Origin of the sequence: Brenneria sp. L4-2C (assembly GCF_040240335.1) — a bacterium.
GTDB lineage: Bacteria > Pseudomonadota > Gammaproteobacteria > Enterobacterales > Enterobacteriaceae > Brenneria.
On sequence record NZ_JBEIAC010000002.1, the window covers coordinates 245,075 to 266,195 of the forward strand.

Here is a 21,121-nt window from a genome sequence, read left to right on the forward strand (position 1 = left end):
CTCGCTATCGCCCAAAAGCATGGCGGTAAATTGCGGTTAAAAAAAAAGCAACGGCGCAAACCGTTGCTTTTTATCCTATCCATTCGGCGTACCGGGATGTTATCCCTTAATATACGGCGAGGATAATTTCCGGTAATAATCGGCCCATGACGCATATTGTTCAGGCCGTTGCCAGACCCGGTAATGCAGGCGGGATATCGTCACCGGATCGCTGAGCAGCGCCAGGCGCTGATTATCACTCACCTCTTCCGGTTTGCGACCCAGGGCATCATTAACGTTCTGCTCACGAACATCCTCTATCGCCTGACTGAAACGATGGCGGGCCGTCGCCATGGCGCTGGCGAGAGCGTTAATCGAAGGATCGAATACCGCCTGGATGAAGCCGTTCTCCAGCTTACGCTGACGATTCAACTGCCAGTAATTATCGGTCGCCACCAGTTCTCGCGGCGGATCGTACTCTTCAGGGATCAATAACAGTTTGGCGCGTTTACAGCCCAGCCCCAGTGAGGCGCGGCTGGAATAAACCGAGACAAACGGCGACAGAATCAACGAGAACACGATCGGCGACAGCCACCACAGGAAACGCAGATCCAGCCACGCCATACCAATCGCCCAAACCAGCCCCAACACTAATTGAGAACCATGGCGAATAAAGGCCTCTCCCCAAGGCGTGGCGTCATCGTCGCGTTGAGGCGAATTCCATTGTACCGACCAGCCCAGAAACGCGCTGACGACGAAGACGGTATGGAATAGCATTCTGACCGGCGCCAGCAGGACGGAAAACACCATTTCCACCAGTAATGAAATCACTACCCGGAACGCCCCGCCATATGCCTTCGCGCCTTTGGCGCAAATCAGGATCACACTCAACAATTTTGGCAAGAACAGTAATACCAGCGTCGTTGAGAATAAAGCGATCGCCAACTCCGGGCGCCATTGCGGCCAGACGGGAAATAGCTGCCGGGGTTGCAGGAAGTACTGAGGCTCCATCAAGGTATGCACGACCTGCAACGCCGTTGATAGCATCAGGAACATAAACCACAGCGGCGCGGACAGATAAGACATCACGCCGGTAAGAAATACGGCACGGTGAACCGGATGCATCCCTTTAACCAGGAACAGGCGGAAATTCATGAGGTTGCCATGACACCAGCGGCGATCGCGTTTCAATTCATCCAGCAGGTTGGGCGGCAACTCCTCATAGCTGCCCGGCAGGTCATAGGCGATCCAAACGCCCCAGCCCGCACGACGCATCAATGCCGCTTCGACGAAGTCATGGGACAAAATGGCCCCGGCAAACGATCCCTCGCCCGGCAATGGCGCCAGGGCGCAGTGTTCAATAAAGGGTTTCACGCGGATAATGGCGTTATGCCCCCAGTAATGGGATTCGCCTAACTGCCAGAAGTGTAAACCGGCGGTAAACAGCGGACCATAAACGCGCGTGGCGAACTGCTGGCAGCGCGCATATAGCGTATCCATGCCAGAGGCTTTCGGCGAAGACTGGATAATACCCGCATTGGGATTCGCATCCATCAGCCGGACCAGCGACGTTAAACATTCGCCGCTCATCACGCTGTCCGCGTCCAGAATCACCATGTAGCTGTATTGACTGCCCCAGCGACGGCAGAAGTCGTCAATGTTGCCGCTCTTACGCTTCACGCGACGGCGACGGCGACGGTAGAAAATTCGCCCTTCCCCGCCCACATCGCGACAAAGCTCCATCCAGGCTTTTTGCTCTGCGACGCAGGTATCCGGATCGTTACTGTCGCTCAGCACATAAATGTCAAAGTGGTCGAGCGCTCCGGTCGCTGCCACGGATTCATACGTAGCCCGCAAACCAGCGAAAACGCGCTCTACATCTTCATTACAGATAGGCATGATCAGCGCGGTACGATGATCCGGATTAAGCGGTTCATTCCCCACCAGCGTGGAAGAAATACTGTACTTATCCCGTCCAATCAGGAGTTGCAGGAATCCCATCAGCGCCGTCCAGAAACCGGCCGAAACCCAGCAAAACAGAACCGCAAACAAAACGAGAATACCGCTTTGCAATACATACGGCAGCAGTTGCAGGAACGAGCGCATCAAAGGCTGATCCGCCATTTCAAACGGATCGACCAGCGCCCAACCTTGATAAGGCAGAATGGTTTTCATATACCACGTGGCGACCGCTGTCTGAAAAAGCGTCAGCACCAGCAGGATGTAGCGCCGCATCGTACCCACCATGCGCCACCTGTTTTCAGCGATGGTCTCTTCCGGGCTGGCATCATGATAATGATGACGAGGCATCGCCGTGCGGCCCAACAGACTTTCCCACCAGCGCACCAGCGGATTCGTCCGCCAGACATCAGGAAACATGGAAGATCGGGTGATCTTGGGCATAGCCTGCAATGCCGTCCGGCCTTCGGTGTCTTCGCCCAATTGCTTATCGTTGTCCAGGCCATCAGACCAGGCCATCTCCAGACGAGACCTAACCGACTTCAACGCGACATCGTCTTCTGAATGAATCTTGATCTGGCTGCCATCCGACAATATCTGATGCAATGCAGACTGATCGATAGACTCTGATTCCGGTAGCTTTTCACGCAGCGCCCTTGCCTGCTCGGCAGACAAGGGTAATTTCTCGATATAATCGAGAGAAGAAGTTGACTTATTCATTGGCAGGTAGCTGATAGCTCCAGGTTTCAGTCAATGTGGTTTCACCATTGACCAACGCAGCCCGCATTTCTGTCGGCTGTTTGTTATCTTTGACGCGTAAACGCAGTGTCAGACGCCAACCATGAGTTACCGGGTTATAGCGGACGCTATTTTCAACAATCTCGCCATTGTCGCCAATACTGGCCTGAGATGTGACCGGCGTTGCTTCGTCCATCTCTTTTAACGATGGTCCGACGAAATCCACGAGGAAAGCGACGGAACCGTCAGGCTGACGAATCAGGTTCGACTGTTTGACATCGCCGGTGGAGCGGCGGGTCTGCTGAACATAGGCAATATCGGGTGAATGCAACTGCTCTTCATCGTTGGTGAAGCGCAGACGGTACTTTATCTCCAAAGGCTTGCCGGTTTCAGGTAAAGCATCCGGCGTCCAGAACGCAACGATGTTATCGTTGGTTTCATCCGCGGTGGGAATTTCAACCAGCTCCACCTTACCTTTGCCCCAGTCGCCTTTCGGCTCGACCCAGCCGCTTGGGCGCAGATCATAACGATCGTCAAGATCTTGATAAGCGGAGAAATCGCGGCCGCGCTGCAGCAAACCAAATCCTTTCGGGTTTTCTATCGCATAAGTACTGACGGACAGGTGTCGAGGATTATTCAACGGACGCCAAATCCACTCGCCGTTACCGGCATGAATCGACAACCCATTAGAGTCATGCAACGCAGGACGATAGTTCAGCGTTGGAGACGGCTGATTGGGTCCAAACAGGAACATGCTGGTCAACGGTGCGACGCCCAGCTTACCGACTTTATCCCGCAGGTATACTTTAGCCTGAACGTCAACAACGCTGTCGCTGCCCGGATAAACCACGAAGCGGTATGCCCCGGCCGCACGCGGCGAATCCAGCAAGGCATAAATCACCAGATGTTTATCGGCCGGTTTAGGACGTTCAATCCAGAATTCACGAAAACGCGGAAACTCCTCGCCGGAAGGCAACGCGGTGTCGATAGCCAAACCGCGGGCAGACAGCCCATATATCTGTCCCTTGCCTACCACACGAAAATAACTGGCGCCCAACATACTGACGATTTCATCATTCTTATCCGCTTTATTAATTGGATAGAGAATTTTAAAACCGGCAAAACCCAGGTTCTTCAGCGTTTCAGGATCATGATTAACGGAGCCGAAATTAAAGTAATCCGCTGAATATTTAATCTCGCTTACCGTCGTGGCAGTCACTTCATTAATTTTCACCGGCGTATCGAAATACATACCCTGATGGTAGAACTGAAGTTTGAAAGGCGTCTGTAGCGTGTTCCAGTATGATTTTTCCTGATTGAATTGGATTTGCTGGTAATCGGCAAATTTCATATCACGAAATTGTGCTGGAAGATTGCTTTTCTGCGCATCAAAACCTTTTGCCGCCAACGCCTCTGCCTGTCGAGCAACGTCATCGATAGAAAATGCCCAAGCCGGCGCTGTACTCAAAGACAGCACGGCTACCGCTGAAAGCCAGCAAAGGCCAGCAGCCCGCTGTTTAGACCCAAGTTTATTAACCAGCACAACTCCCCCTGTGTTCGTGTGCTTCAATCAATTAAAATCCATATTAATGGATAAGTTAGCTTTACGACAACTCGATAACCAGATGATTCATCATAATAGGTCAGCGTTTAGACAATCGGTACGCCGATAAATGATAGTCCTGATGAAAAAAGGAAAACAGAGGGCATTTTCACTTTCCGCACGCAATCCCTTTGCCACCTCGCTTACATCGAAATCGGTTTGCATTGACATAAAAAACGACCTCCTCTCCCTACTTTGACACGTTTTTTGGCTGCCCGAAGCCATTAAAACGCCATTTCCTCATGCGCGGCCAGGAAAAACCTGCTTTCCCAAATGGCTATTTGGGCCACGTCTACTCCACTATATCGGATACCTACGCGCTCTGGCTTCAGGAATATTCCGTTTACTGATCGCCTGCTATGGCAAAAGATAACGCGAATACCGGATGCTATTTCACCCTCCCAAACCGGCATGCAAACATTTACGTAACAAAACCAACATAAATAGGGTACAGTGTCCGCCACTGAATCCGATACGGTTTTGGCGCCACGTTTATGCTTTTACTTTCGCTGCGGCCGCGAAGTTTCCCGGTCTGGCTCGGTATCTTCGCCGTGTTGACCATCTTCATTGCGCCAGCGCTCTCGCAAATGCTGGCTCATCGCGATCATGGCAACGCCCGGCCCCAGGCGTTAAACGCAGCAACGATTTCAACCGGGCATCACCATCACGCCGGATACGACATGGCCGGCGCTCACGATCGTTCGCCTCCCCAGTCGGCCCTGATGGCGAATCACGAAGCCTGCGGTTACTGCGTCCTGTTCTTCTACACGCCCGCATTATCCGATATAGCCGGTATCGTCATTACGGTGAAGCGCTATCTATCCCCACTGCGCGTCGCCGCCGCCCAATCCAGCGTCATTCTGATCGAGAGATTCGCCTCTCCCATTCCGCGCGCGCCGCCTCTCTGAAACTGCGCCGAAATGCCTTCGGCTATTTATAAAGAAAATCTGACTGCGATATTCTTGCCGAATATCGTTTCTGGTCTGGTCATTTTTACCAACTGATTTCAGAAGGTTTTATGCCGCATCTTAAAAACCGGGCAGCGCCGACTTCGCCTCAGGAGACGCTAGCGTCCGAGCCATCGTTATCTCAAGGCGTGATATCAGCAGACGCCGTATCGACGCGAGCCGCGATGATCGCCTTATTGATTCGTCTTCATTTTTATATCGGTATTTTTGTCGGCCCCTTCATTTTCGTCGCCGCGCTTACCGGGACGCTGTATGTGCTGACGCCGCAAATTGAAAACCGGCTCTACGCTCATCAGCTTTTTACCGAAAGTCACGGCGTCCCCCACTCGCTGGAAGCGCAAATCGTCGCCGCGCAAACCGAGCTCGGGCATCATCATGACGCTCGATTGGCCGCCATCCGACCCGCCGCCAGACAGGGTGAAACGACAAGAGTGATGTTTGCCTCGCCCGAATTGGCGCCATCGGAGAATCGAGCCATCTTTATTGACCCTGTCACGCTGGCGATCCGTGGCGATGAAACCGTCTATGGCACCAGCGGCATTCTCCCTTTTCGCACCTGGATTGATTATCTGCATCGGGGATTATTGCTCGGTGATTTCGGGCGCAATTATAGCGAACTCGCCGCATCCTGGTTGTGGGTAGCCGCGCTGGGCGGATTGCTCATCTGGGGGGCGACTCGTCGTTCTACCGCTCCCGGCAGGCGACGTAAAAATAAACCTTCCCGAACGCCGGCGGCACAAACGCGACGTCTGCGCCGTCGGCATACGACCATGGGATTGTGCCTGATGGCGGGAATGCTGTTCTTTTCCGCGACCGGTCTGACCTGGTCACAGTGGGCCGGCAACAACATTTCAGTGGTCAGAAACCTATTGGGCTGGCAAACCCCTGCGGTGAAAACACAGCTTACCCGCGATACGACGGCTGAGCATGAACATAGGCATGCGGATGAACACGCGGCGCATCACGAAACCCACTCCCCTGCTCACGGAGTGGAAGCCCCGCCGGAAACATTCGATCGCGTATTAACCGCCGCCAGAAATGCAGGCATTGATGCCAGGAAGATCGAGATAAAACCGGCACGGCAGGCCAATCAGGCCTGGACCGTCGCGGAAATCGATCGCGCCTGGCCGACTCAGGTCGATGCCGTTGCGGTCAATCCCAAGACACTCGAGATCGTCGACAAAACGGATTTCAGCACTTTTCCACTGGCGGCCAAATTAACCCGCTGGGGCGTTGATGCGCATATGGGCGTTTTGTTTGGCTTAGCCAATCAGCTCGTGTTAGCCGTTTTTGGTCTTGGACTCTGCACGACCATCGTCTGGGGATATCGCATGTGGTGGATTCGACGTCCCAGGCATCGCGGCGAGGGAAATCCGGTTAAAACGCTGACCGGGGCGCTATTACAGATCGGCCGCGTTCCCAGGATGCTATTCATCGCCGTTAGCGCTCTGGTTGCCGTCTGTCTGCCCGTTATGGGCGTAAGCTTACTGCTGTTTATCCTGATCGATGTCATGCGCTGGCGTTTGCATCGAACCGCTATTCCCCAAACGTTGCGGGAATAGCGTTATCCTATCCAGAAAAAAACCGCCATTGAATGCTTCACTGGCGGCCATCAGCGTCAAGCGATACGGCAGAACGATTTAAAACGTGGTCCAGTCCGCTAGTCCGCCCGAGGTCTTCTCGCTCGTCGTTCCCGCGCTTTTTGTCGGCAACAATACCGGGTCTTTCGCTTTCTTGCTCACGGTTGAGCCGGTATGCGCCGAACCCAGTTTAAATACGCTGACCGTCTGAGTAAGGTTATGCGCCTGATCCTGTAGAGAGAGCGCTGCGGCGGCCGACTCTTCAACCAATGCCGCATTTTGTTGCGTCGTGGTGTCGATTTGTCCGACCGCCAGATTGATTTGGTTGATGCCATCACTCTGTTCACGGCTTGCCTGAGCGATTTCACTGATAATGCTGTTAACGCCCTGCACATTCGTTACCAGAGAATTCATCGTAACGCCGGTTTCCTCCACCAGCCCCATACCGTCCTGAACCTTATTGAATGAATCATCAATCAATTCTTTAATCTCTTTGGCCGCGGTAGCGCTTCTTTGCGCCAAAGCGCGAACTTCACTGGCGACAACAGCGAATCCCCGGCCTTGTTCACCCGCACGAGCCGCCTCTACGGCGGCATTCAGCGCCAGGATATTGGTCTGGAAGGCAATGCCGTCAATCACGCCGATAATTTCAGCCATACGCTGTGAGGAATCCCTGATACCGCGCATTTCTTGCGTCACCATGGTCATCATCTTGCCGCTTTTTTCCACGGTGTCCGAGGTATTCGCGGCAAGTTCCGTCGCCTGGAGGGTGTTATCAGCCGTGTTCTTTATCGTCGATGTCAGTTGTTCCATTGACGATGCCGTTTCTTCCAGAGAGCTGGCCTGCTCTTCCGTTCTGGCAGACAGGTCCTGGTTACCCGCCGCAATCTGAGATGCCGCGCTTGAAATGGTTTCTGCGCCATCCCGAACCTGGGTAACAATTTGCCTCAGGCTGGTATTCATATTCTGCAATGCCGCCAGCAACATCCCGGTTTCATCTTTGCGGTCAGTCTTGATTTCCGACGTTAAGTCCCCTTTGGCGACGTTCTCCGCCACCACCAGCGCATCCTGTATCGGACGCGTCACGCTACGCGTGATCGACAAAGCAATAACCAACCCCGCGATGATGCTGGCGATAATAACGCCGGCCATGACGATTAGCGTCTCTCTGTAGCTTTCCGCGACATCCTGCGCCGATTCAGACATTTTCGCATCTTGAGAATCAATCAGCTCAGTGACTTTATCCTTATACTTCTGCTGAGCGACATGCGTTACGTTGAAATACTCTTTGGTCGCGCTTTCCACATCTCCGGCAACAATAAAACCTGACAGTTTGTTTGCCGAAGCAAGGAAATCTCTGCGGATATCGCCAATTGAACTCAGAACCGCCATCGACCTTTCATCCACCACATGTTTTTGCAGATAATCCATTAGCTGAGAGATCTTTACTGAGTTTTCCTTACCAAGCTCCAATTGATGATTGATTTCAGCCTGCGTCGTTAATAAAAACAACACTTGCTGATTATTGAGAAAGGCGTTCAGCTCATCGATTAACTGATTGCTTTTTACCGTCAATGGGTAATCCTGCGAAACAATGTCATCCATTTTTTTATTAAAATCAGTCAATTTTGTTACCGCGACGCTGCCGACAATCAAAAGCATTAGCACCAGGAAAGCAAAACCTGCGCCTAATCGAGTTCCTATACGCCAGTTGGACAAGTTCATTGAAATCTCCTTTGTTTATCCATTCGATCTTCATCCGAGAAAATAACCGCCACCTCCGTCGAAAAAGACCAGGTTAAATATGGCGTTCCTCAAATATTATCCTTACATCTTGTTTTTTATACTTGAAAAATGATACGTGCCAGGGCGCAGAGGCCTACGCCAAAGCAGATTGCATACGCATGGGTACTGACATTGAGCCAATTCCAGACCATACAGAATGTCGCTATGCCGGCCTGTTGTAGTCCAAAAAAACGCACCCGAGATAATGATTAAGGGCGCTTCAATGCGGTAAAAACAACCAAATTTGTATACTCATCCCAATGTCCAAAGTGGTATCGGCGTATTGGCGATAATCTTTATATCTCCTCATGGATATATTTAATGTTTTATATATCTATTTAATCGATCAGTTTTTCATAATTTATTATTTTCACCGATAAGTAAAATCGTTAATTTAAAAAAATGAAAATAATAATTATTTTAAAAACCACAACTAATAAAACAAATAATAAACTCAACCACAAAAATAACCACACAAAATATAAGTGAAATAATTGCGACATTATTAACCCGGGGTGCGATAAAGGATGTAATAAATTATCCTTTATCGAATTTATATTTACATCAAGCGACCAAAACGCGGTATGTTTCTTTCCAGTGAGCTTCGCATTCCATACGGGCATTCGGAATATAATGTGATTTCATACGCCAGTACGGATTATCAATGACCCAGGTGACAACAGCCGTATCATTTAATAACACGGTTTTCTGGATATATATAACAGCGAAATATCCACCTTGATGGTCACTCTTGTAGATCTCGTACCGATGGCGTCCCGTGCCATCATCTTGTACAAAAATCAGTGTTTCTTTAAGAGTTCCCATTAACATAATTGCCTCCACGAATGATGTGAATAGCATTTATCGGCAAAAAATAGAGAAACCTTACTGATTTGTATCACATATCTGGATGTTAGCCAGCAGCAGGAAGCAATGCTATATCATCACGCATAGCGTCATAAGCGTGTGGTATAGCATGCCAGAGGACGGGGAAATTATTTTTTCTTTGAAGCGTTTTTCGTTTTATCTTTAAGTAATGCTCTGATTTTCTTGATTTCTTTAGGTGTTAATGGGACATCCTCTCCCTCTTTTATGTCCTGATTATCCACGGCCTCGGCTGAGGATGAGTTAGCTTTTCCATCATCACCGAAGCTTTGTAATAATCTTGCGCTTACCTCAGCGCTGATTGAAACACCTTTTTCCAGTGCGGCAGCTTTAATTTTCTCTTTCAGATCAACTGGGATCTTCAGCGACAGGCTAGATATCTCACTCATTTTATTACCTTTCTGATGGAATAAAACAACAAGCTATGACAGTACTGAGATAATGTCCAGATGGAAACAAAAATTTAATATTATTGTCACATTGGGTTTGTCATTCGCCACGTATTCACGCTACCTCATCTGATTATAGCGCATCATTTTTTCGGCCCCGTTTCAGATATTATTCTCAGGGAGAAATTACCGTATTTTCCAACAAGATAATCACTTATCTATTCGCGTAATCCGCATCATTCACTGCCTTTAAGTGATCGCTATTCTGCAACACTTTGCGTTGATATCTCATATTTTTCCCAAATGGGGCATATCCGCAGCGCCGGCGCCGGGCGCTCCTTTTACCGCGCTGGCTGCCGTTACGCGCGAAATGATAAAGATAGAGGGAGTTTCCCGGAGAGGCAGAAATTGATTATTGAATAATGCGTTCTTTGACCTGCTCGTCAGAAATTTTGTGTCACTGCGCCATAGTATGAGCAGCTGTACATGGAATCAATGAGTTAAAAAATTGATCATAAAATATTAACAGCTTAGAATGCAGGCGCATCAAGCATAAAAGGAAGCAAACGTGCCACATCAGACTTTGTGGGAATCAATTAAACTCATTTACGTTATCGGTTTCGTTATTTCACTCGTCGTCACTTTTCTGCTGAGCAGAGATAACTCGCTGACTATTCGGTTTCTCACCTCTTTGCTTATAGGCGTCACATGGCCGTTAAGTTTCCCTGTCGTTTTACTCTTCTCTATTTTCTGACGGCACGCTCTTCTGCGAAGAGCGCTTGCGCCTGACATCAACCCGGTTATGATAGCTGTCTTTACGCAATATTCGCCCCATGAGTAAAATCCTGATTAGTGCTTGTCTGTCTGGTTTCCCGGTACGTTATAACGGTTCTGATAAGAAATCGGTTGCGTCATACCTTGATCAATGGCGACAACAATCCCGACTGGTGGCCTTTTGCCCTGAGCTGGCCGCTGGATTCGCCACCCCTCGCCCCGCGGCAGAAATTATTCCTTCCCAAAATGGAAATGCCGTGATCGCACAAGGGGCCAGCGTTATGGAAGCCACCGGCGCCGATGTAACAGAACGCTATATCTTAGGCGCCTGGCTAACCTTGCAAATGGCGGAACAACACGGATGTCGCTTTGCATTACTCACCGAAGGAAGCCCATCTTGCGGCAGCAACGTGATATACAGCGGCCGGTTTGATGGCCAACAGATAGCGGGAAATGGCGTGACGGCGGAACTGCTGAAAGCGCATGGCATAGAGGTATTTTCCGACAGCAATATCGACCAGTTGATTGCTCGCGTCGAATATACCGATCGTCATGAAAATCAGCGTACCTGATGCCGACCATTCCGCCGCGCCAGGCTCTCATTGACAACGTTGGCGTTCACTTTGACCGACACGATTACCGTTATTACTCTTGAATCGTGCAAAATCTCCCCAATACTAAAACAAGGTTCACTATTCTGTGGAGGTGATTATGGCTAGTGGCTGGTCGAATGACGGGGCGGTTCAGGATCAAATTGATGCGACAGTAGATGATGCCATTGCACATGCCCGTAGTCAGCTAAGTAGCGGGGAAAGCGCGCATTACTGCGATGAGTGCGGTGATGAAATTCCGGATGCCCGCCGAAAGGCTTTGCCCGGCGTGCGCTATTGCATAGACTGTCAGGAAAAACTCGATAAGAAAAGAACGCTCAGCAGCGGCTATAACCGTCGCGGCAGTAAAGACAGTCAGCTAAGATAAATCACCGGCTTATCACGCACGACCGGAATAAGCCGGCTAATCCGCCTAGCGCACGACCAATACCGATGTTTTGGCATGGCGTACAATCGCGGCGGCGTTCGATCCCAGCAGGTAGGTTTTTACATCAGGCCGACGCGAACCAACAACGATCAGGTCGGCATCAATCTCCTCGGCCAGTTGCAACACTTCATCTCTGGGCGTCCCGAAACTCACGCTGAACGATAAACGGGAGGCCGGAAGGTCGATAGTCTTGATAAGGGATTCCAGTTTTTCATCAGCCTTGACGACCGCCTCATTCTTGAACTCTTTGATGCCAAAAGAGTACGCGGATAAAAATGCCGAAGCATCGGGCAATGCATGAAAAAGATGCACCGTCGCATCAGACAGTTTTGCCAGCGTTACCACATGGGCAAGCGCATTCCTGGTTAATTCATCTTCTTCGATATCAACCGGTACTAAAATGGTTTTATACATGACCGCCTCTTTCTTGGTTAACCGTTTAGAAAAAGCCTAGTCGCCCTTGCCGTTCAGTACCATGATCGCCTTCACTTTTCTTGGGTAAACGTGATCCATGCCTGACATGGCACAACCTGAGCGCCATGCGTTTATCTTCCCATTACGGCCACTTCCCTACGCAATCCCCGACGGGCATGCAGAGGGCGACGAACGCCATACTTTGATGATAAGCCTGTAAATCCTGTACATTAACCTCATTCTTTACATGGATAAACAAGGTGAATTGGTGTGGAAAGCACAACGCTGACAATATTAACCCTCTCAGGCGCTATTCTTTTGGGCGCGATGAGCCCTGGTCAAAGTTTCATTTTGGTGGCAAGAACGGCAGTGGCCTCGTCACGTAAAGCAGCAATGGGAACGGCGCTCGGCATGGGAGTGGGATGCCTGATTTTTGCCGCCCTTGCTTTACTGGGCTTTCATTCCATTCTCACATGGGTTCCGTGGCTTTACAGCCTATTGAAAACGGCTGGGGGACTTTATCTGATTTGGCTGGCAATCAAGATGTTCCGCAAGGCGGGGACGCCGCTAGCCGTTGATGCCTCAGACTCAACGGAAATGAATTTCCGCCAAGCATTTATCACCGGACTACTCACTCAGTTGAGTAACCCGAACACGGCGATAGTCTTCGGCAGTATTTTTGCGGCGATACTGAGTCATAAAATTACGCTATTCATGTACCTCGCATTGCCCGCTATCGCATTCCTTATTGATCTTCTATGGTACGGGTTTGTTGCGTATGTGCTGTCAGCCAGCAGGCCGCGTCAAGTTTACCTGAGCTATAAAGCATCGCTGGATCGGATGAGTGGATGCGTCATGGGTCTTCTCGGTTTTCGTCTTATCGTCCGCTGATACCAGAGCATATTTTCATGCTGTCTGTTTGACAAAAAGCGCAACCAAATTGCCTGAGCCAGACAGGTAAATGGGCTGGCGAATATGTAAAAGTTTGCGTGCCAAGTGGATCGCGCCGTATTACGGACTATCCTTTCAGTGTCGCTTATGAGTAAAACGGAGGCAAAGATGCCAACACAAAATTTTGATAACGAAGCCGAAAATATCGTTGATAAGGTCACAAACAAGGCCGATGAGGCTGCGGGCGCCGCTCAGGAAGCATTCGGCGACGCTGTCGATTCGCCGAAGCATAAAATAAAGGGCGCAACCCGCAAATACGCCGCACAAGCATGCGACACGCTCTGCGATGCGACGGATACTGTGGCGAGTAAAGTAAAAGCGTCGCCAATTGCGAGCCTCCTGGCAGCCGGAACGATTGGTCTTTTGATCGGTCTGCTTGCGCGCCGGAAGTAATCCGCGTCAGCCCGCCTTTCAGGCGCTGTCGGCGTTGTTGCATAAATAAGAGCTAAGACCAAAGCAGCGCCGGCAGATAAGAACTCATGCCAGCGCTCGCCTGTCTATGCACGTCTAATCAGACGCTTTGGTCGCCGATTTCCAAGCGTTCCAGCTTGTATATTGAAATTATTGAGCCGGTGAAATTATCATTTCCTTTTTAATTGCAGGAATGCTCAAGTATTGCTCAAAAATATTTTGTATCTCTTCCGGATAAAGACGCTTACCATCAACATTGAAGCTATAGGGAACAATAATCACTATCACTTGCTTATCTTTTTTATTTTGAATACTTACTGAAGCGCCACGTAAAGAATTAAACTTACTTGTTAAAGCGAGATCTTTAATTTTTTCTTTCAAAAATATTTTCAACGTGTCATTACTATCATATGTATATGAAATGTTTTCAATGCACTCTAAAGGGATCTTTTTATTGAGATCTTTAACTGTCACATCTGTATGCGTTAATTTTACAATGGAAATTTTTCCATCGCCCCATTGTTTAAACGTTAATATAAAGAAAAACACGGTAATAACGCTAAAAAGAATGAGCGCACCTTTACCTGATGAAGCTTCTAAGTATTTAAACAATAGGACAACAGCAAAACATAACGACAGTAATGCAATCGTTAGCGATTTAAACTTAGCTTTACTAGAACCCGTAAAAGAAATCTCCTCTGGGATACGACTCAAGTATTCACTTAGCTGTTGAAAACTCATTGGTTGATTAGTCAAAATTTTCCCCTCACAATTAAATATATCTTCATTGATAAAAAATGATATATTAATTAATGCTCATATTAAAATCAATATATTCAAGATAATCGTTTTATACCCTCAATCATTCAGGATCCTTGATTTAGCCGGTGGAAAGTCTACTCCGTAAGTATGTCGCCATTTGCTCTCCCCTCCTCGTGAACAGGTATGGGGCATCCGGTTCAGCAATCTCATTAATATAAAGAAAATTAATTTTCTGCTTAAAGAAGAAAGCAACAGCAGAGACAAGCAGCTTTTAGTCGTCATAAAACCTGACGCTGATTTATGACAGGACAACAAAGGCGTACCAGCGGTGAGCGTTTGCTAATCAGGAAAAATATTCTATCAGCACAAAAGAAAAACGGGCCAGCCGAAGCTAGCCCGTTGAATTGGTTGGCGGAGGAGTAGAGATTCGAACTCTAGAACGCTTTCGCGTCGCCGGTTTTCAAGACCGGTGCCTTCAACCACTCGGCCACTCCTCCGCAATGACGCGCACTATAAACAGAGAGCTGAGCCTTGTAAAGCATCATTGTGTTTAATTGCCTGAAAAATAGTCTCTTGCGCTTCAAGTGAACGCAAAATCGCCACAACGCTCATAAACATATCAATTTTAAGCGTAAAGAAGGGTAAAACGGCTTTAATAACGTTAAGAAACTATTTACTCTTTGAGGTTGAATATGGCCCCCTGAAAGAGAGAGTCGTTATATGGATCGTATTGTTGCTTCATCAACCCGCGAAAGCTCATTGCTTAGCACCCATAGGGTATTGCGTAATACCTATTTCCTGCTATCGCTGACATTAGGCTTTTCTGCCGTTACCGCGACTGCCAGTACGGTATTTAACCTGCCTGCGCCTGGCTTGATATTAATGCTGGTTGGTTTTTATGGTCTGATGTTCCTGACTCACAAGCTGGCAAATAGTCCGGCCGGTATTCTGGCGGCCTTTGCGCTGACGGGATTCATGGGATATACGCTGGGCCCATTGTTAAGTACGCTGATTTCCGCCGGCTCGGGCGACATTATCATGCTCGCTCTGGGTGGTACTGCGCTGGTGTTCTTCTGCTGCTCCGCCTATGTATTGACTACCCGGAAGGATATGTCCTTCCTGTCCGGAATGCTGATGGCGGGCTTTGTTGTGCTGGTGGTCGCCGTTATCGCTAATCTGTTCCTGCAAATTCCTGCGCTGCACCTGGCGATCAGCGCACTGTTTATTCTGTTCTCCGCCGGTGCGATTCTCTGGGAAACCAGTAATATCATCCACGGTGGCGAAACCAATTACATTCGAGCCACGGTCAGCCTCTATGTCTCGATATACAACCTGTTCGTCAGCCTGTTGAGCATCCTGGGCATTATGCGTAACGATTGATTGCCGACACGGTTTAATAAAGCCCTGCTTTGTGCGGGGCTTTTTGTTTTGTTCTGGGGAAAAGAAATTTTTGTTAAACTGCCGCGATGTCATATTACGTCAGAGGAAGTATGTTGGAGTTTGAAGGCCGCATCATTGAAACGGATGCGCAAGGTTATCTCATGAACAGCGCTGACTGGAGCGAAGATTTGGCGCCGGTATTAGCGGAACAGGAAGATATTGCGCTGACGGAGGCTCACTGGGAGGTCGTCCGGTTTGTTCGCGCGTTCTATCTGGAATTTAACACCTCCCCCGCCATTCGCATGTTGGTTAAAGCGATGGCGCAAAAATACGGCGAAGAAAAAGGCAACAGTCGCTATCTGTATCGCTTATTCCCCAAAGGACCAGCCAAACAGGCGACAAAAATTGCCGGTTTACCCAAGCCGGTCAAATGTATATAGCGCTAATAGCGAATGTTGAACCCGTTGTAATCAACGTTAGCATGTGGCTCGGTAATCACCTTTTCAACCCCGGCGCTACGCGGGCCGCCTTGTTTCAACCACTGGACTAATTGTTCGATCGCCTGATGTTCGCCACAGGCAACAACTTCTACGCTGCCATCGTCGCTGTTGCGTACATAACCATTGAGACCCAACTGTGTGGCCCGGTATTGAGTGCTGTAACGAAAGCCGACGCCCTGAACTCTCCCATAAACGTAAGCCGCGATAGATAAGGTCGACACGATTCTCCCTCCCATTGTTATTAATAGATAACCACTTTCCCGCGATCTGGCGATATCCGACGAAAAATGAATCATACTAATATCATAGTATTCAACCGAAGAGATCTGTGCAAAAAATAAGCTTACGAACTGTTCGCTCTACTTGAAAAAGCTCAAGGCTCCCCCATTTAGAAAGTGTTATAGATTTCTCAGGAGATTATATGATCATCTGTAAATTTGGAATCGGGCAGCAGATTCGTCATAAACTACTGGGGTATCCGGGCGTCGTCATTGATATCGACCCCGAATATTCATTAGAAGTCCCCAAGTGGGAAGAGTTAAACGCCAACGATACGTTGCGGGCTGCGCCCTGGTATCATGTGGTAATGGAAGATGATGAAGGGCAGCCTATTCATACTTATCTGGCCGAAGCCCAACTGATAAAAGAAGAACCTTACCAGGATGAACATCCCTCGTTAGAGGAATTGGCCAAAGTCATCCAACGCCGTGCGCCGCAATTGCGCCATTGATAGCAATGGTATGCGACTCTATTAACATTTACCGGTTACGGCGCGAAAACCGGTAAATGTGGTCGACATGTTATTTTTCCAATCCCAGGCGTGGAATTTCAATTTTAGGACAGCGATCCATAACAACGCGCAGTCCCGCGGCGCTCGCCAGACTGGCAGCCTGCTCATTAATAACGCCAAGCTGTAGCCACAATACATTAGCGCCGATATCGATCGCCTCTTGAGCAATCTCATAGGCGGCTTCCGGTTGGCGGAATACATCAACCATATCAACATGCTGTGGGATTTTATCCAAACTGGCGTAAACCTTCTGCCCTTGCAACGTTTGTCCCGCCAATTTCGGACTCACGGGGACGACCTCATAGCCTTGGTCAAGCAGATAGGCCATGACGCCGTAGCTTGGCCGCGTCGCTTTATCACTGGCGCCGACCAGAGCAATGGTTTTTACTGTTTTAAGCACAGATTCAATATCACTGTCATTCATCATGCTCAGAGTACCTTTTATGAGATGTCATACAGAGTATCGTACATTTTTCGATGAAGGGCGGCATTGCCGGATAATCTAAAAAATCTTTCCTGACGGTTGCATGCGCATAACACGGGAAATAGCCGCAGAATAACATCATAAATAATAACATGATGTTGCAAATTGAAATCTTTGACACATTCCGACAATTGCTTAACAATATTCGGATTAATTGAACTCTTGGGGATATGAATGAAAGCAGGCCTTATCACTGCGTGCCTTTTCATTTCGGTTATAAGCGCGCCAGCCATCGCAATCACGCTGAAGTTGGATCAGAACATTGATCTTATCGTGGTGGATGGGCAAAAGGTATCCAGTACGATTTTGAAAGGCGCTGATAGCCTCGAGCTAGACAACGGGCAACATCAACTTCTTTTTAAAGTGGTAAAAGACATTCGCACCATAAACAACGTCCGGACGACGTATACCTCTCCCGCTTTAATTGCGGCGTTCAATGCCCAGAATCTGGCGTCTGTCTCGTTTAAATTACCCTCGCTGGAAACAAGCCAGGAACGCAAAAACTTTGATCAACAGGCTCATTACCAGCTGATAGATGAAAGACAACAAATCATCCCTACTCGGGTCGATATACTGAACGTCACCGATGATGAGTTGACTCAGAAAATAGAAGAGAAGATGTCTGAATATAACTCGGCAAAACATCGTGCCTCGGTGGCGCAATTTGCTGCCATCATGACGTCAACCAACGACGATCTGTTGGAAGATGGGCCGGTAACAGACAAGCTTGACGCGCCAACCGCCTCCAGCACGTTATTTTCAATCATGCAGTATTGGTTCCAGAAGGCGGATAAAGAAACTCAACAACGCTTCCTGCGCTGGGTACACGAAAAAGATACCCATTAACCCGCCAGAGCGGCTATTTTACGCACAGTTACAACCGATTTTTGGCGGGATACCCGCATTTTTTCTTTTTACCTCTTTGCAGTGAAACAGGGTTTCCGTAATCTGTTTTCCTCACACCGATAGCCCTACCATACCGATGAAGGACGAACCATGGAGTACACCACCCGCACCATCGCCGCGCATAAGCATATCGCCCTGGTCGCGCACGATCACTGCAAACAATCCCTACTGGATTGGGTCGGAACCAATAAAGCGGCGCTTGCTGAACATCAACTTTATGCCACGGGGACGACAGGTAATCTGATTCAGTTGAACACCGGTCTGCCTGTCAAAAGCATGCTGAGCGGGCCAATGGGCGGCGACCAACAGGTTGGTGCGTTAATCTCAGAGGGGAAAATAGATTTGATGATTTTCTTTTGGGATCCGCTTAACGCCGTGCCGCATGACCCCGATGTCAAGGCGCTGCTGCGGTTGGCCACGGTGTGGAATATACCGGTCGCAACAAACCGCTCAACGGCGGATTTTCTGATTAACTCGGAACTGTTTCGACAGCCGGTCGAAATCGCCATCCCGGATTATCAGCGATATCTTCAAGATCGCCTGAAGTAATTCACCTCTTTAATAACAAGCCGACGCGCCGCCGTCGGCTTTTTTACGGCGACCTTCGACCGCATTGAAAACGATTTATTCCCCTTTATCCATCAAGGTTTGCGTTGCGCCGGCACGCCCAGCTTGCGCAATTGTTCGATAAAGACGGACGGATTTTTACTGTCCTGCAATAGCCACACGCGGTGCCTGGCTCTGGTCAATGCGACATACAGTAACCGCCGCTCTTCCGCATCGGGGAAATCTTCAGGTTCAGGTAAAAGCACCTGTTCAAGAATGGATTCGCGCGGCGGCGCGGGGAAACCATCTTTGCCGTCATGCAGACCGACGATAATCACATATTCGGCCTGCTGACCTTTGCTGGCATGAACCGTCATAAAGTCGATATGTAATTTCGGCCATCTGGTTCCCGCCTTCTGTAATACCTGAGGACGTAAATGATGATAGCGGGACAGCACCAGAATCCGCTCATCGGGCTTAACGAAACCGCTGAGTTTATCCAGCAAAGGCTCTAATTGCTCCTGAGGGAGGATCGTTACTGCTTTCTTATCCCCTTTGTTCAGGCTATTAAGCGGTTTTTTCAGTTGATACGGATTCTGCTGGATAAATTGATTGGCAATCTCGCCGATGCGTTGATTAAAGCGATAGGTTGTATCCAACTCGCATTGTTCGCTTACCCCGAAGCTATGCTCAAACGCCGTTGTCAGCGACAGTTCCGCTCCACTGAAGCGATAGATGGCCTGCCAGTCATCGCCGACCGCAAACAGACATGTTCTGCTGTTTTGCCTGCGTAATGCGGACAACAGCGCCGCACGCTGGGGCGAAATATCCTGAAACTCATCGACTAAAATATGCTTCCACGGACTGATAAAACGCCCTTTATCCAATATATTGACCGCCTGGTGGATCAGACCGGAAAAATCCACCGCGCCCTCATCTTTCAGGGCTTTTTTCCAGGCTTTCAACAACGGCGCCATCAAACGGACTTTCTGCTGGAATAGCGGTCTGATCGCCTCTGGCGCCTGCTCAATCATTTCACTCTGGCTGCCGCCGTGCATGCGCATCAGACCAACCCAACGCTCCAGTCGCCCCGCCAGACGTTCGGCGAGTACCTTGTCGTGCCAGAAATCGCCTTCCGGCAGAGACCACGCCAGTTCGTCAGTCAACCATTGACGCCAGCCTTTGGCCTGCGTTTTTTTCTCTGAGCACTGTTGTTGCCAATTTCGGATCAGCAAGTCGCGTCGTTTCTTACCATCGCTTTCCAACTGGCTTATCATGGGCGCTTTACGGCTTGCCTGTTCAATAATATGCAATGCCAGCGCATGGAACGTTTTCGCCTGAATGTCTTTCGTGTGTAATCGAGCCTGAATGCGTTCATTCATTTCTTCTGCGGCTTTTCGGCCAAACGCCAACAGCAGAATCTGTTCCGGGACAGCCTCCCCGCGGTGCATTAACCAGGCGGCGCGAGCCACCAGCACGGAGGTTTTACCGCTGCCGGCCCCGGCCAGCACCAATACCGCATCCTCACCATTCATCACTGCTTTACATTGCGCGACATTCAACGCCGTCGATTCCACCGACTGGAAAAAGCTCTGTTCCGCCGTCAACGTGCGCGCCATCCAGCTCTGGTTGCATTCCACCCGCCGTTTGCCGCCGCGATCGAGCCACTCTCGGCAAAGCTGATAGTTATCCCGGCAAATAGCGAATTCGTCCAGTCGCGTCACAGGCAGCGGCAGCGATGCCAACGTATTGCCGATATTTTCCTGTAATTGCAGCAGCGCCTTGCGGTCAAACCAGCCGTCCTGCTGTTCCAGAGCATGAATTTCGTCAGCCTGTTTTTGCAGCACTTCCGCGCTCACCAGGCTCATTTCCTCGCTCCATGATTGCCAGGACTTGAGCAAATAACGGTAAAACGCCTGCGTTTCCTGCCACTCGGTGCCATGTAAACGCACAACTTTGTCAGCCGGGAGTTCAAACTCCAGTTCTCCCCACACCAGCCCTCTTTTGCAATGAATATTTAAAAGCTGGTTGAACGGGATAATATATTCGTGATTATCGCCACTCACTTCGACGCCCGCGTTGAGCAGCCTCACCCGGTTATACGGATGCTGCGCCAAATGCTTACCTAAAGATGTTGATTTAAGCTCCATTATATTTGCGCCATGAATATTGTGAGATTTGGATCGCCGTCATCGTAGTTTACCTGTTATCCGCCTACAGGCCCTAGCCTTAAAAACAGGTTAGGATATCTTGATAGTTAATGTAATAATTCGTTTATC

22 protein-coding genes and 1 tRNA gene are annotated in these 21,121 nt (G+C 49.3%); 12 read left to right on the forward strand and 11 right to left on the reverse strand.

The genetic code is table 11. The features are described from left to right. Positions 1-99: 99 nt before the first annotated feature. Both mdoH and ABRZ26_RS05030 read right to left on the reverse strand, forming a co-directional pair. Positions 100-2,658: a glucans biosynthesis glucosyltransferase MdoH gene (mdoH, locus tag ABRZ26_RS05025; RefSeq protein ID WP_319603164.1), complete on the reverse strand. Its 2,559-nt coding sequence runs from the start codon at positions 2,656-2,658 to the stop codon at positions 100-102. Further along, positions 2,651-4,219 (reverse strand): glucan biosynthesis protein G, encoded by a 1,569-nt coding sequence (locus tag ABRZ26_RS05030; RefSeq protein ID WP_319603165.1) that lies wholly within the window; start codon positions 4,217-4,219, stop codon positions 2,651-2,653. The genes mdoH and ABRZ26_RS05030 overlap by 8 nt, the downstream gene beginning before the upstream one ends. Before the next feature lie 554 nt (positions 4,220-4,773). Here ABRZ26_RS05030 and ABRZ26_RS05035 point away from each other — a divergent pair. Together ABRZ26_RS05035 and ABRZ26_RS05040 are read left to right on the forward strand one after the other, a co-directional pair. Next, a complete protein-coding gene (locus ABRZ26_RS05035) occupies positions 4,774-5,187 on the forward strand; it encodes a DUF2946 domain-containing protein (RefSeq protein WP_319603166.1) in 414 nt (137 codons plus the stop codon). Positions 5,188-5,297: 110 nt separating this feature from the next. Further along, the gene (locus ABRZ26_RS05040; protein ID WP_319603167.1) at positions 5,298-6,809 is read left to right on the forward strand and encodes a PepSY-associated TM helix domain-containing protein; all 1,512 of its coding nucleotides are present in this window, start codon (positions 5,298-5,300) and stop codon (positions 6,807-6,809) included. 78 nt (positions 6,810-6,887) lie between these two features. Here ABRZ26_RS05040 and ABRZ26_RS05045 read toward each other — a convergent pair whose 3' ends face one another. The 3 genes from ABRZ26_RS05045 to ABRZ26_RS05055 all read right to left on the reverse strand — a co-directional run bounded on the left by ABRZ26_RS05045 (position 6,888) and on the right by ABRZ26_RS05055 (position 9,886). Beyond that, entirely contained in the window at positions 6,888-8,552 is a 1,665-nt protein-coding gene (locus ABRZ26_RS05045; protein ID WP_319603168.1) for a methyl-accepting chemotaxis protein, read from the reverse strand. Positions 8,553-9,176: 624 nt separating this feature from the next. Further along, a complete protein-coding gene (locus ABRZ26_RS05050; protein ID WP_319603169.1) occupies positions 9,177-9,443 on the reverse strand; it encodes a hypothetical protein in 267 nt (88 codons plus the stop codon). Positions 9,444-9,607: 164 nt separating this feature from the next. Next, positions 9,608-9,886 carry a hypothetical protein gene (locus tag ABRZ26_RS05055; RefSeq protein ID WP_319603170.1) on the reverse strand — a complete coding sequence of 93 codons (279 nt, stop codon included), beginning with the start codon at positions 9,884-9,886 and terminating at the stop codon, positions 9,608-9,610. 568 nt (positions 9,887-10,454) lie between these two features. Between ABRZ26_RS05055 and ABRZ26_RS05060 the strand changes: the two genes are divergently transcribed. From ABRZ26_RS05060 to ABRZ26_RS05070, 3 genes are all read left to right on the forward strand, one after another. After that, complete coding sequence (locus tag ABRZ26_RS05060; protein ID WP_319603171.1) at positions 10,455-10,640, forward strand: GhoT/OrtT family toxin; 186 nt, start codon at positions 10,455-10,457, stop codon at positions 10,638-10,640. Between the two features lie 79 nt (positions 10,641-10,719). Beyond that, complete coding sequence (locus ABRZ26_RS05065) at positions 10,720-11,232, forward strand: 2-thiouracil desulfurase family protein (RefSeq protein WP_319603172.1); 513 nt, start codon at positions 10,720-10,722, stop codon at positions 11,230-11,232. 139 nt (positions 11,233-11,371) lie between these two features. Beyond that, positions 11,372-11,638, forward strand: coding sequence for a DksA/TraR family C4-type zinc finger protein (locus tag ABRZ26_RS05070; protein WP_319603173.1), 267 nt, complete (start codon positions 11,372-11,374; stop codon positions 11,636-11,638). A 45-nt stretch (positions 11,639-11,683) separates the two neighbouring features. Here ABRZ26_RS05070 and ABRZ26_RS05075 read toward each other — a convergent pair whose 3' ends face one another. Beyond that, entirely contained in the window at positions 11,684-12,112 is a 429-nt protein-coding gene (locus tag ABRZ26_RS05075; protein ID WP_319603174.1) for a universal stress protein, read from the reverse strand. A 270-nt stretch (positions 12,113-12,382) separates the two neighbouring features. On the opposite strand from ABRZ26_RS05075, the gene ABRZ26_RS05080 reads away from it, so the two are divergent. Together ABRZ26_RS05080 and ABRZ26_RS05085 are read left to right on the forward strand one after the other, a co-directional pair. Then, positions 12,383-13,003 (forward strand): LysE family translocator, encoded by a 621-nt coding sequence (locus ABRZ26_RS05080; protein ID WP_319603175.1) that lies wholly within the window; start codon positions 12,383-12,385, stop codon positions 13,001-13,003. A 168-nt stretch (positions 13,004-13,171) separates the two neighbouring features. Then, positions 13,172-13,456, forward strand: coding sequence for a CsbD family protein (locus ABRZ26_RS05085; RefSeq protein WP_319603176.1), 285 nt, complete (start codon positions 13,172-13,174; stop codon positions 13,454-13,456). A gap of 168 nt (positions 13,457-13,624) precedes the next feature. On the opposite strand, the gene ABRZ26_RS05090 is transcribed toward ABRZ26_RS05085, so the two are convergent. Both ABRZ26_RS05090 and ABRZ26_RS05095 read right to left on the reverse strand, forming a co-directional pair. Further along, positions 13,625-14,230, reverse strand: coding sequence for a hypothetical protein (locus ABRZ26_RS05090; protein WP_319603177.1), 606 nt, complete (start codon positions 14,228-14,230; stop codon positions 13,625-13,627). 415 nt (positions 14,231-14,645) lie between these two features. Next, positions 14,646-14,733 (reverse strand) — tRNA-Ser (locus ABRZ26_RS05095). A gap of 223 nt (positions 14,734-14,956) precedes the next feature. On the opposite strand from ABRZ26_RS05095, the gene yccA reads away from it, so the two are divergent. Then, a complete protein-coding gene (gene yccA / locus ABRZ26_RS05100) occupies positions 14,957-15,616 on the forward strand; it encodes an FtsH protease modulator YccA (protein WP_319603178.1) in 660 nt (219 codons plus the stop codon). 110 nt (positions 15,617-15,726) lie between these two features. After that, the gene (gene tusE, locus ABRZ26_RS05105) at positions 15,727-16,056 is read left to right on the forward strand and encodes a sulfurtransferase TusE (RefSeq protein WP_319603179.1); all 330 of its coding nucleotides are present in this window, start codon (positions 15,727-15,729) and stop codon (positions 16,054-16,056) included. A gap of 2 nt (positions 16,057-16,058) precedes the next feature. Here the strand turns inward: tusE and yccX are convergent, their stop codons facing one another. Next, a complete protein-coding gene (gene yccX / locus ABRZ26_RS05110) occupies positions 16,059-16,337 on the reverse strand; it encodes an acylphosphatase (RefSeq protein ID WP_319603180.1) in 279 nt (92 codons plus the stop codon). 200 nt (positions 16,338-16,537) lie between these two features. Here yccX and hspQ point away from each other — a divergent pair, with 200 nt between their 5' ends. Continuing rightward, a complete protein-coding gene (gene hspQ, locus ABRZ26_RS05115; protein WP_319603181.1) occupies positions 16,538-16,846 on the forward strand; it encodes a heat shock protein HspQ in 309 nt (102 codons plus the stop codon). Between the two features lie 70 nt (positions 16,847-16,916). Here the strand turns inward: hspQ and ABRZ26_RS05120 are convergent, their stop codons facing one another. Next, positions 16,917-17,330 (reverse strand): CoA-binding protein, encoded by a 414-nt coding sequence (locus ABRZ26_RS05120; protein ID WP_319603381.1) that lies wholly within the window; start codon positions 17,328-17,330, stop codon positions 16,917-16,919. A gap of 234 nt (positions 17,331-17,564) precedes the next feature. Here ABRZ26_RS05120 and ABRZ26_RS05125 point away from each other — a divergent pair, with 234 nt between their 5' ends. Then, the gene (locus tag ABRZ26_RS05125; RefSeq protein WP_319603182.1) at positions 17,565-18,236 is read left to right on the forward strand and encodes a DUF2057 family protein; all 672 of its coding nucleotides are present in this window, start codon (positions 17,565-17,567) and stop codon (positions 18,234-18,236) included. 150 nt (positions 18,237-18,386) lie between these two features. Beyond that, the gene (locus ABRZ26_RS05130; protein WP_319603183.1) at positions 18,387-18,845 is read left to right on the forward strand and encodes a methylglyoxal synthase; all 459 of its coding nucleotides are present in this window, start codon (positions 18,387-18,389) and stop codon (positions 18,843-18,845) included. A gap of 92 nt (positions 18,846-18,937) precedes the next feature. On the opposite strand, the gene helD is transcribed toward ABRZ26_RS05130, so the two are convergent. Continuing rightward, the gene (gene helD / locus ABRZ26_RS05135) at positions 18,938-20,992 is read right to left on the reverse strand and encodes a DNA helicase IV (protein WP_319603184.1); all 2,055 of its coding nucleotides are present in this window, start codon (positions 20,990-20,992) and stop codon (positions 18,938-18,940) included. Positions 20,993-21,121: the final 129 nt, after the last annotated feature.

Bases quoted from the DNA above. Each gene is read 5' to 3' on its own strand.
- hspQ (WP_319603181.1), top strand. From the start codon at position 16,538: ATGATCATCTGTAAATTTGGAATCGGGCAGCAGATTCGTCATAAACTA.
- ABRZ26_RS05130 (WP_319603183.1), top strand. From the start codon at position 18,387: ATGGAGTACACCACCCGCACCATCGCCGCGCATAAGCATATCGCCCTG.
- ABRZ26_RS05035 (WP_319603166.1), top strand. From the start codon at position 4,774: ATGCTTTTACTTTCGCTGCGGCCGCGAAGTTTCCCGGTCTGGCTCGGT.
- yccA (WP_319603178.1), top strand. From the start codon at position 14,957: ATGGATCGTATTGTTGCTTCATCAACCCGCGAAAGCTCATTGCTTAGC.
- ABRZ26_RS05045 (WP_319603168.1), bottom strand. From the start codon at position 8,552: ATGAACTTGTCCAACTGGCGTATAGGAACTCGATTAGGCGCAGGTTTT.
- ABRZ26_RS05070 (WP_319603173.1), top strand. From the start codon at position 11,372: ATGGCTAGTGGCTGGTCGAATGACGGGGCGGTTCAGGATCAAATTGAT.
- mdoH (WP_319603164.1), bottom strand. From the start codon at position 2,658: ATGAATAAGTCAACTTCTTCTCTCGATTATATCGAGAAATTACCCTTG.
- ABRZ26_RS05040 (WP_319603167.1), top strand. From the start codon at position 5,298: ATGCCGCATCTTAAAAACCGGGCAGCGCCGACTTCGCCTCAGGAGACG.
- helD (WP_319603184.1), bottom strand. From the start codon at position 20,992: ATGGAGCTTAAATCAACATCTTTAGGTAAGCATTTGGCGCAGCATCCG.
- tusE (WP_319603179.1), top strand. From the start codon at position 15,727: ATGTTGGAGTTTGAAGGCCGCATCATTGAAACGGATGCGCAAGGTTAT.
- ABRZ26_RS05085 (WP_319603176.1), top strand. From the start codon at position 13,172: ATGCCAACACAAAATTTTGATAACGAAGCCGAAAATATCGTTGATAAG.
- ABRZ26_RS05120 (WP_319603381.1), bottom strand. From the start codon at position 17,330: ATGAATGACAGTGATATTGAATCTGTGCTTAAAACAGTAAAAACCATT.
- ABRZ26_RS05125 (WP_319603182.1), top strand. From the start codon at position 17,565: ATGAAAGCAGGCCTTATCACTGCGTGCCTTTTCATTTCGGTTATAAGC.
- ABRZ26_RS05075 (WP_319603174.1), bottom strand. From the start codon at position 12,112: ATGTATAAAACCATTTTAGTACCGGTTGATATCGAAGAAGATGAATTA.
- ABRZ26_RS05055 (WP_319603170.1), bottom strand. From the start codon at position 9,886: ATGAGTGAGATATCTAGCCTGTCGCTGAAGATCCCAGTTGATCTGAAA.
- ABRZ26_RS05050 (WP_319603169.1), bottom strand. From the start codon at position 9,443: ATGTTAATGGGAACTCTTAAAGAAACACTGATTTTTGTACAAGATGAT.
- ABRZ26_RS05065 (WP_319603172.1), top strand. From the start codon at position 10,720: ATGAGTAAAATCCTGATTAGTGCTTGTCTGTCTGGTTTCCCGGTACGT.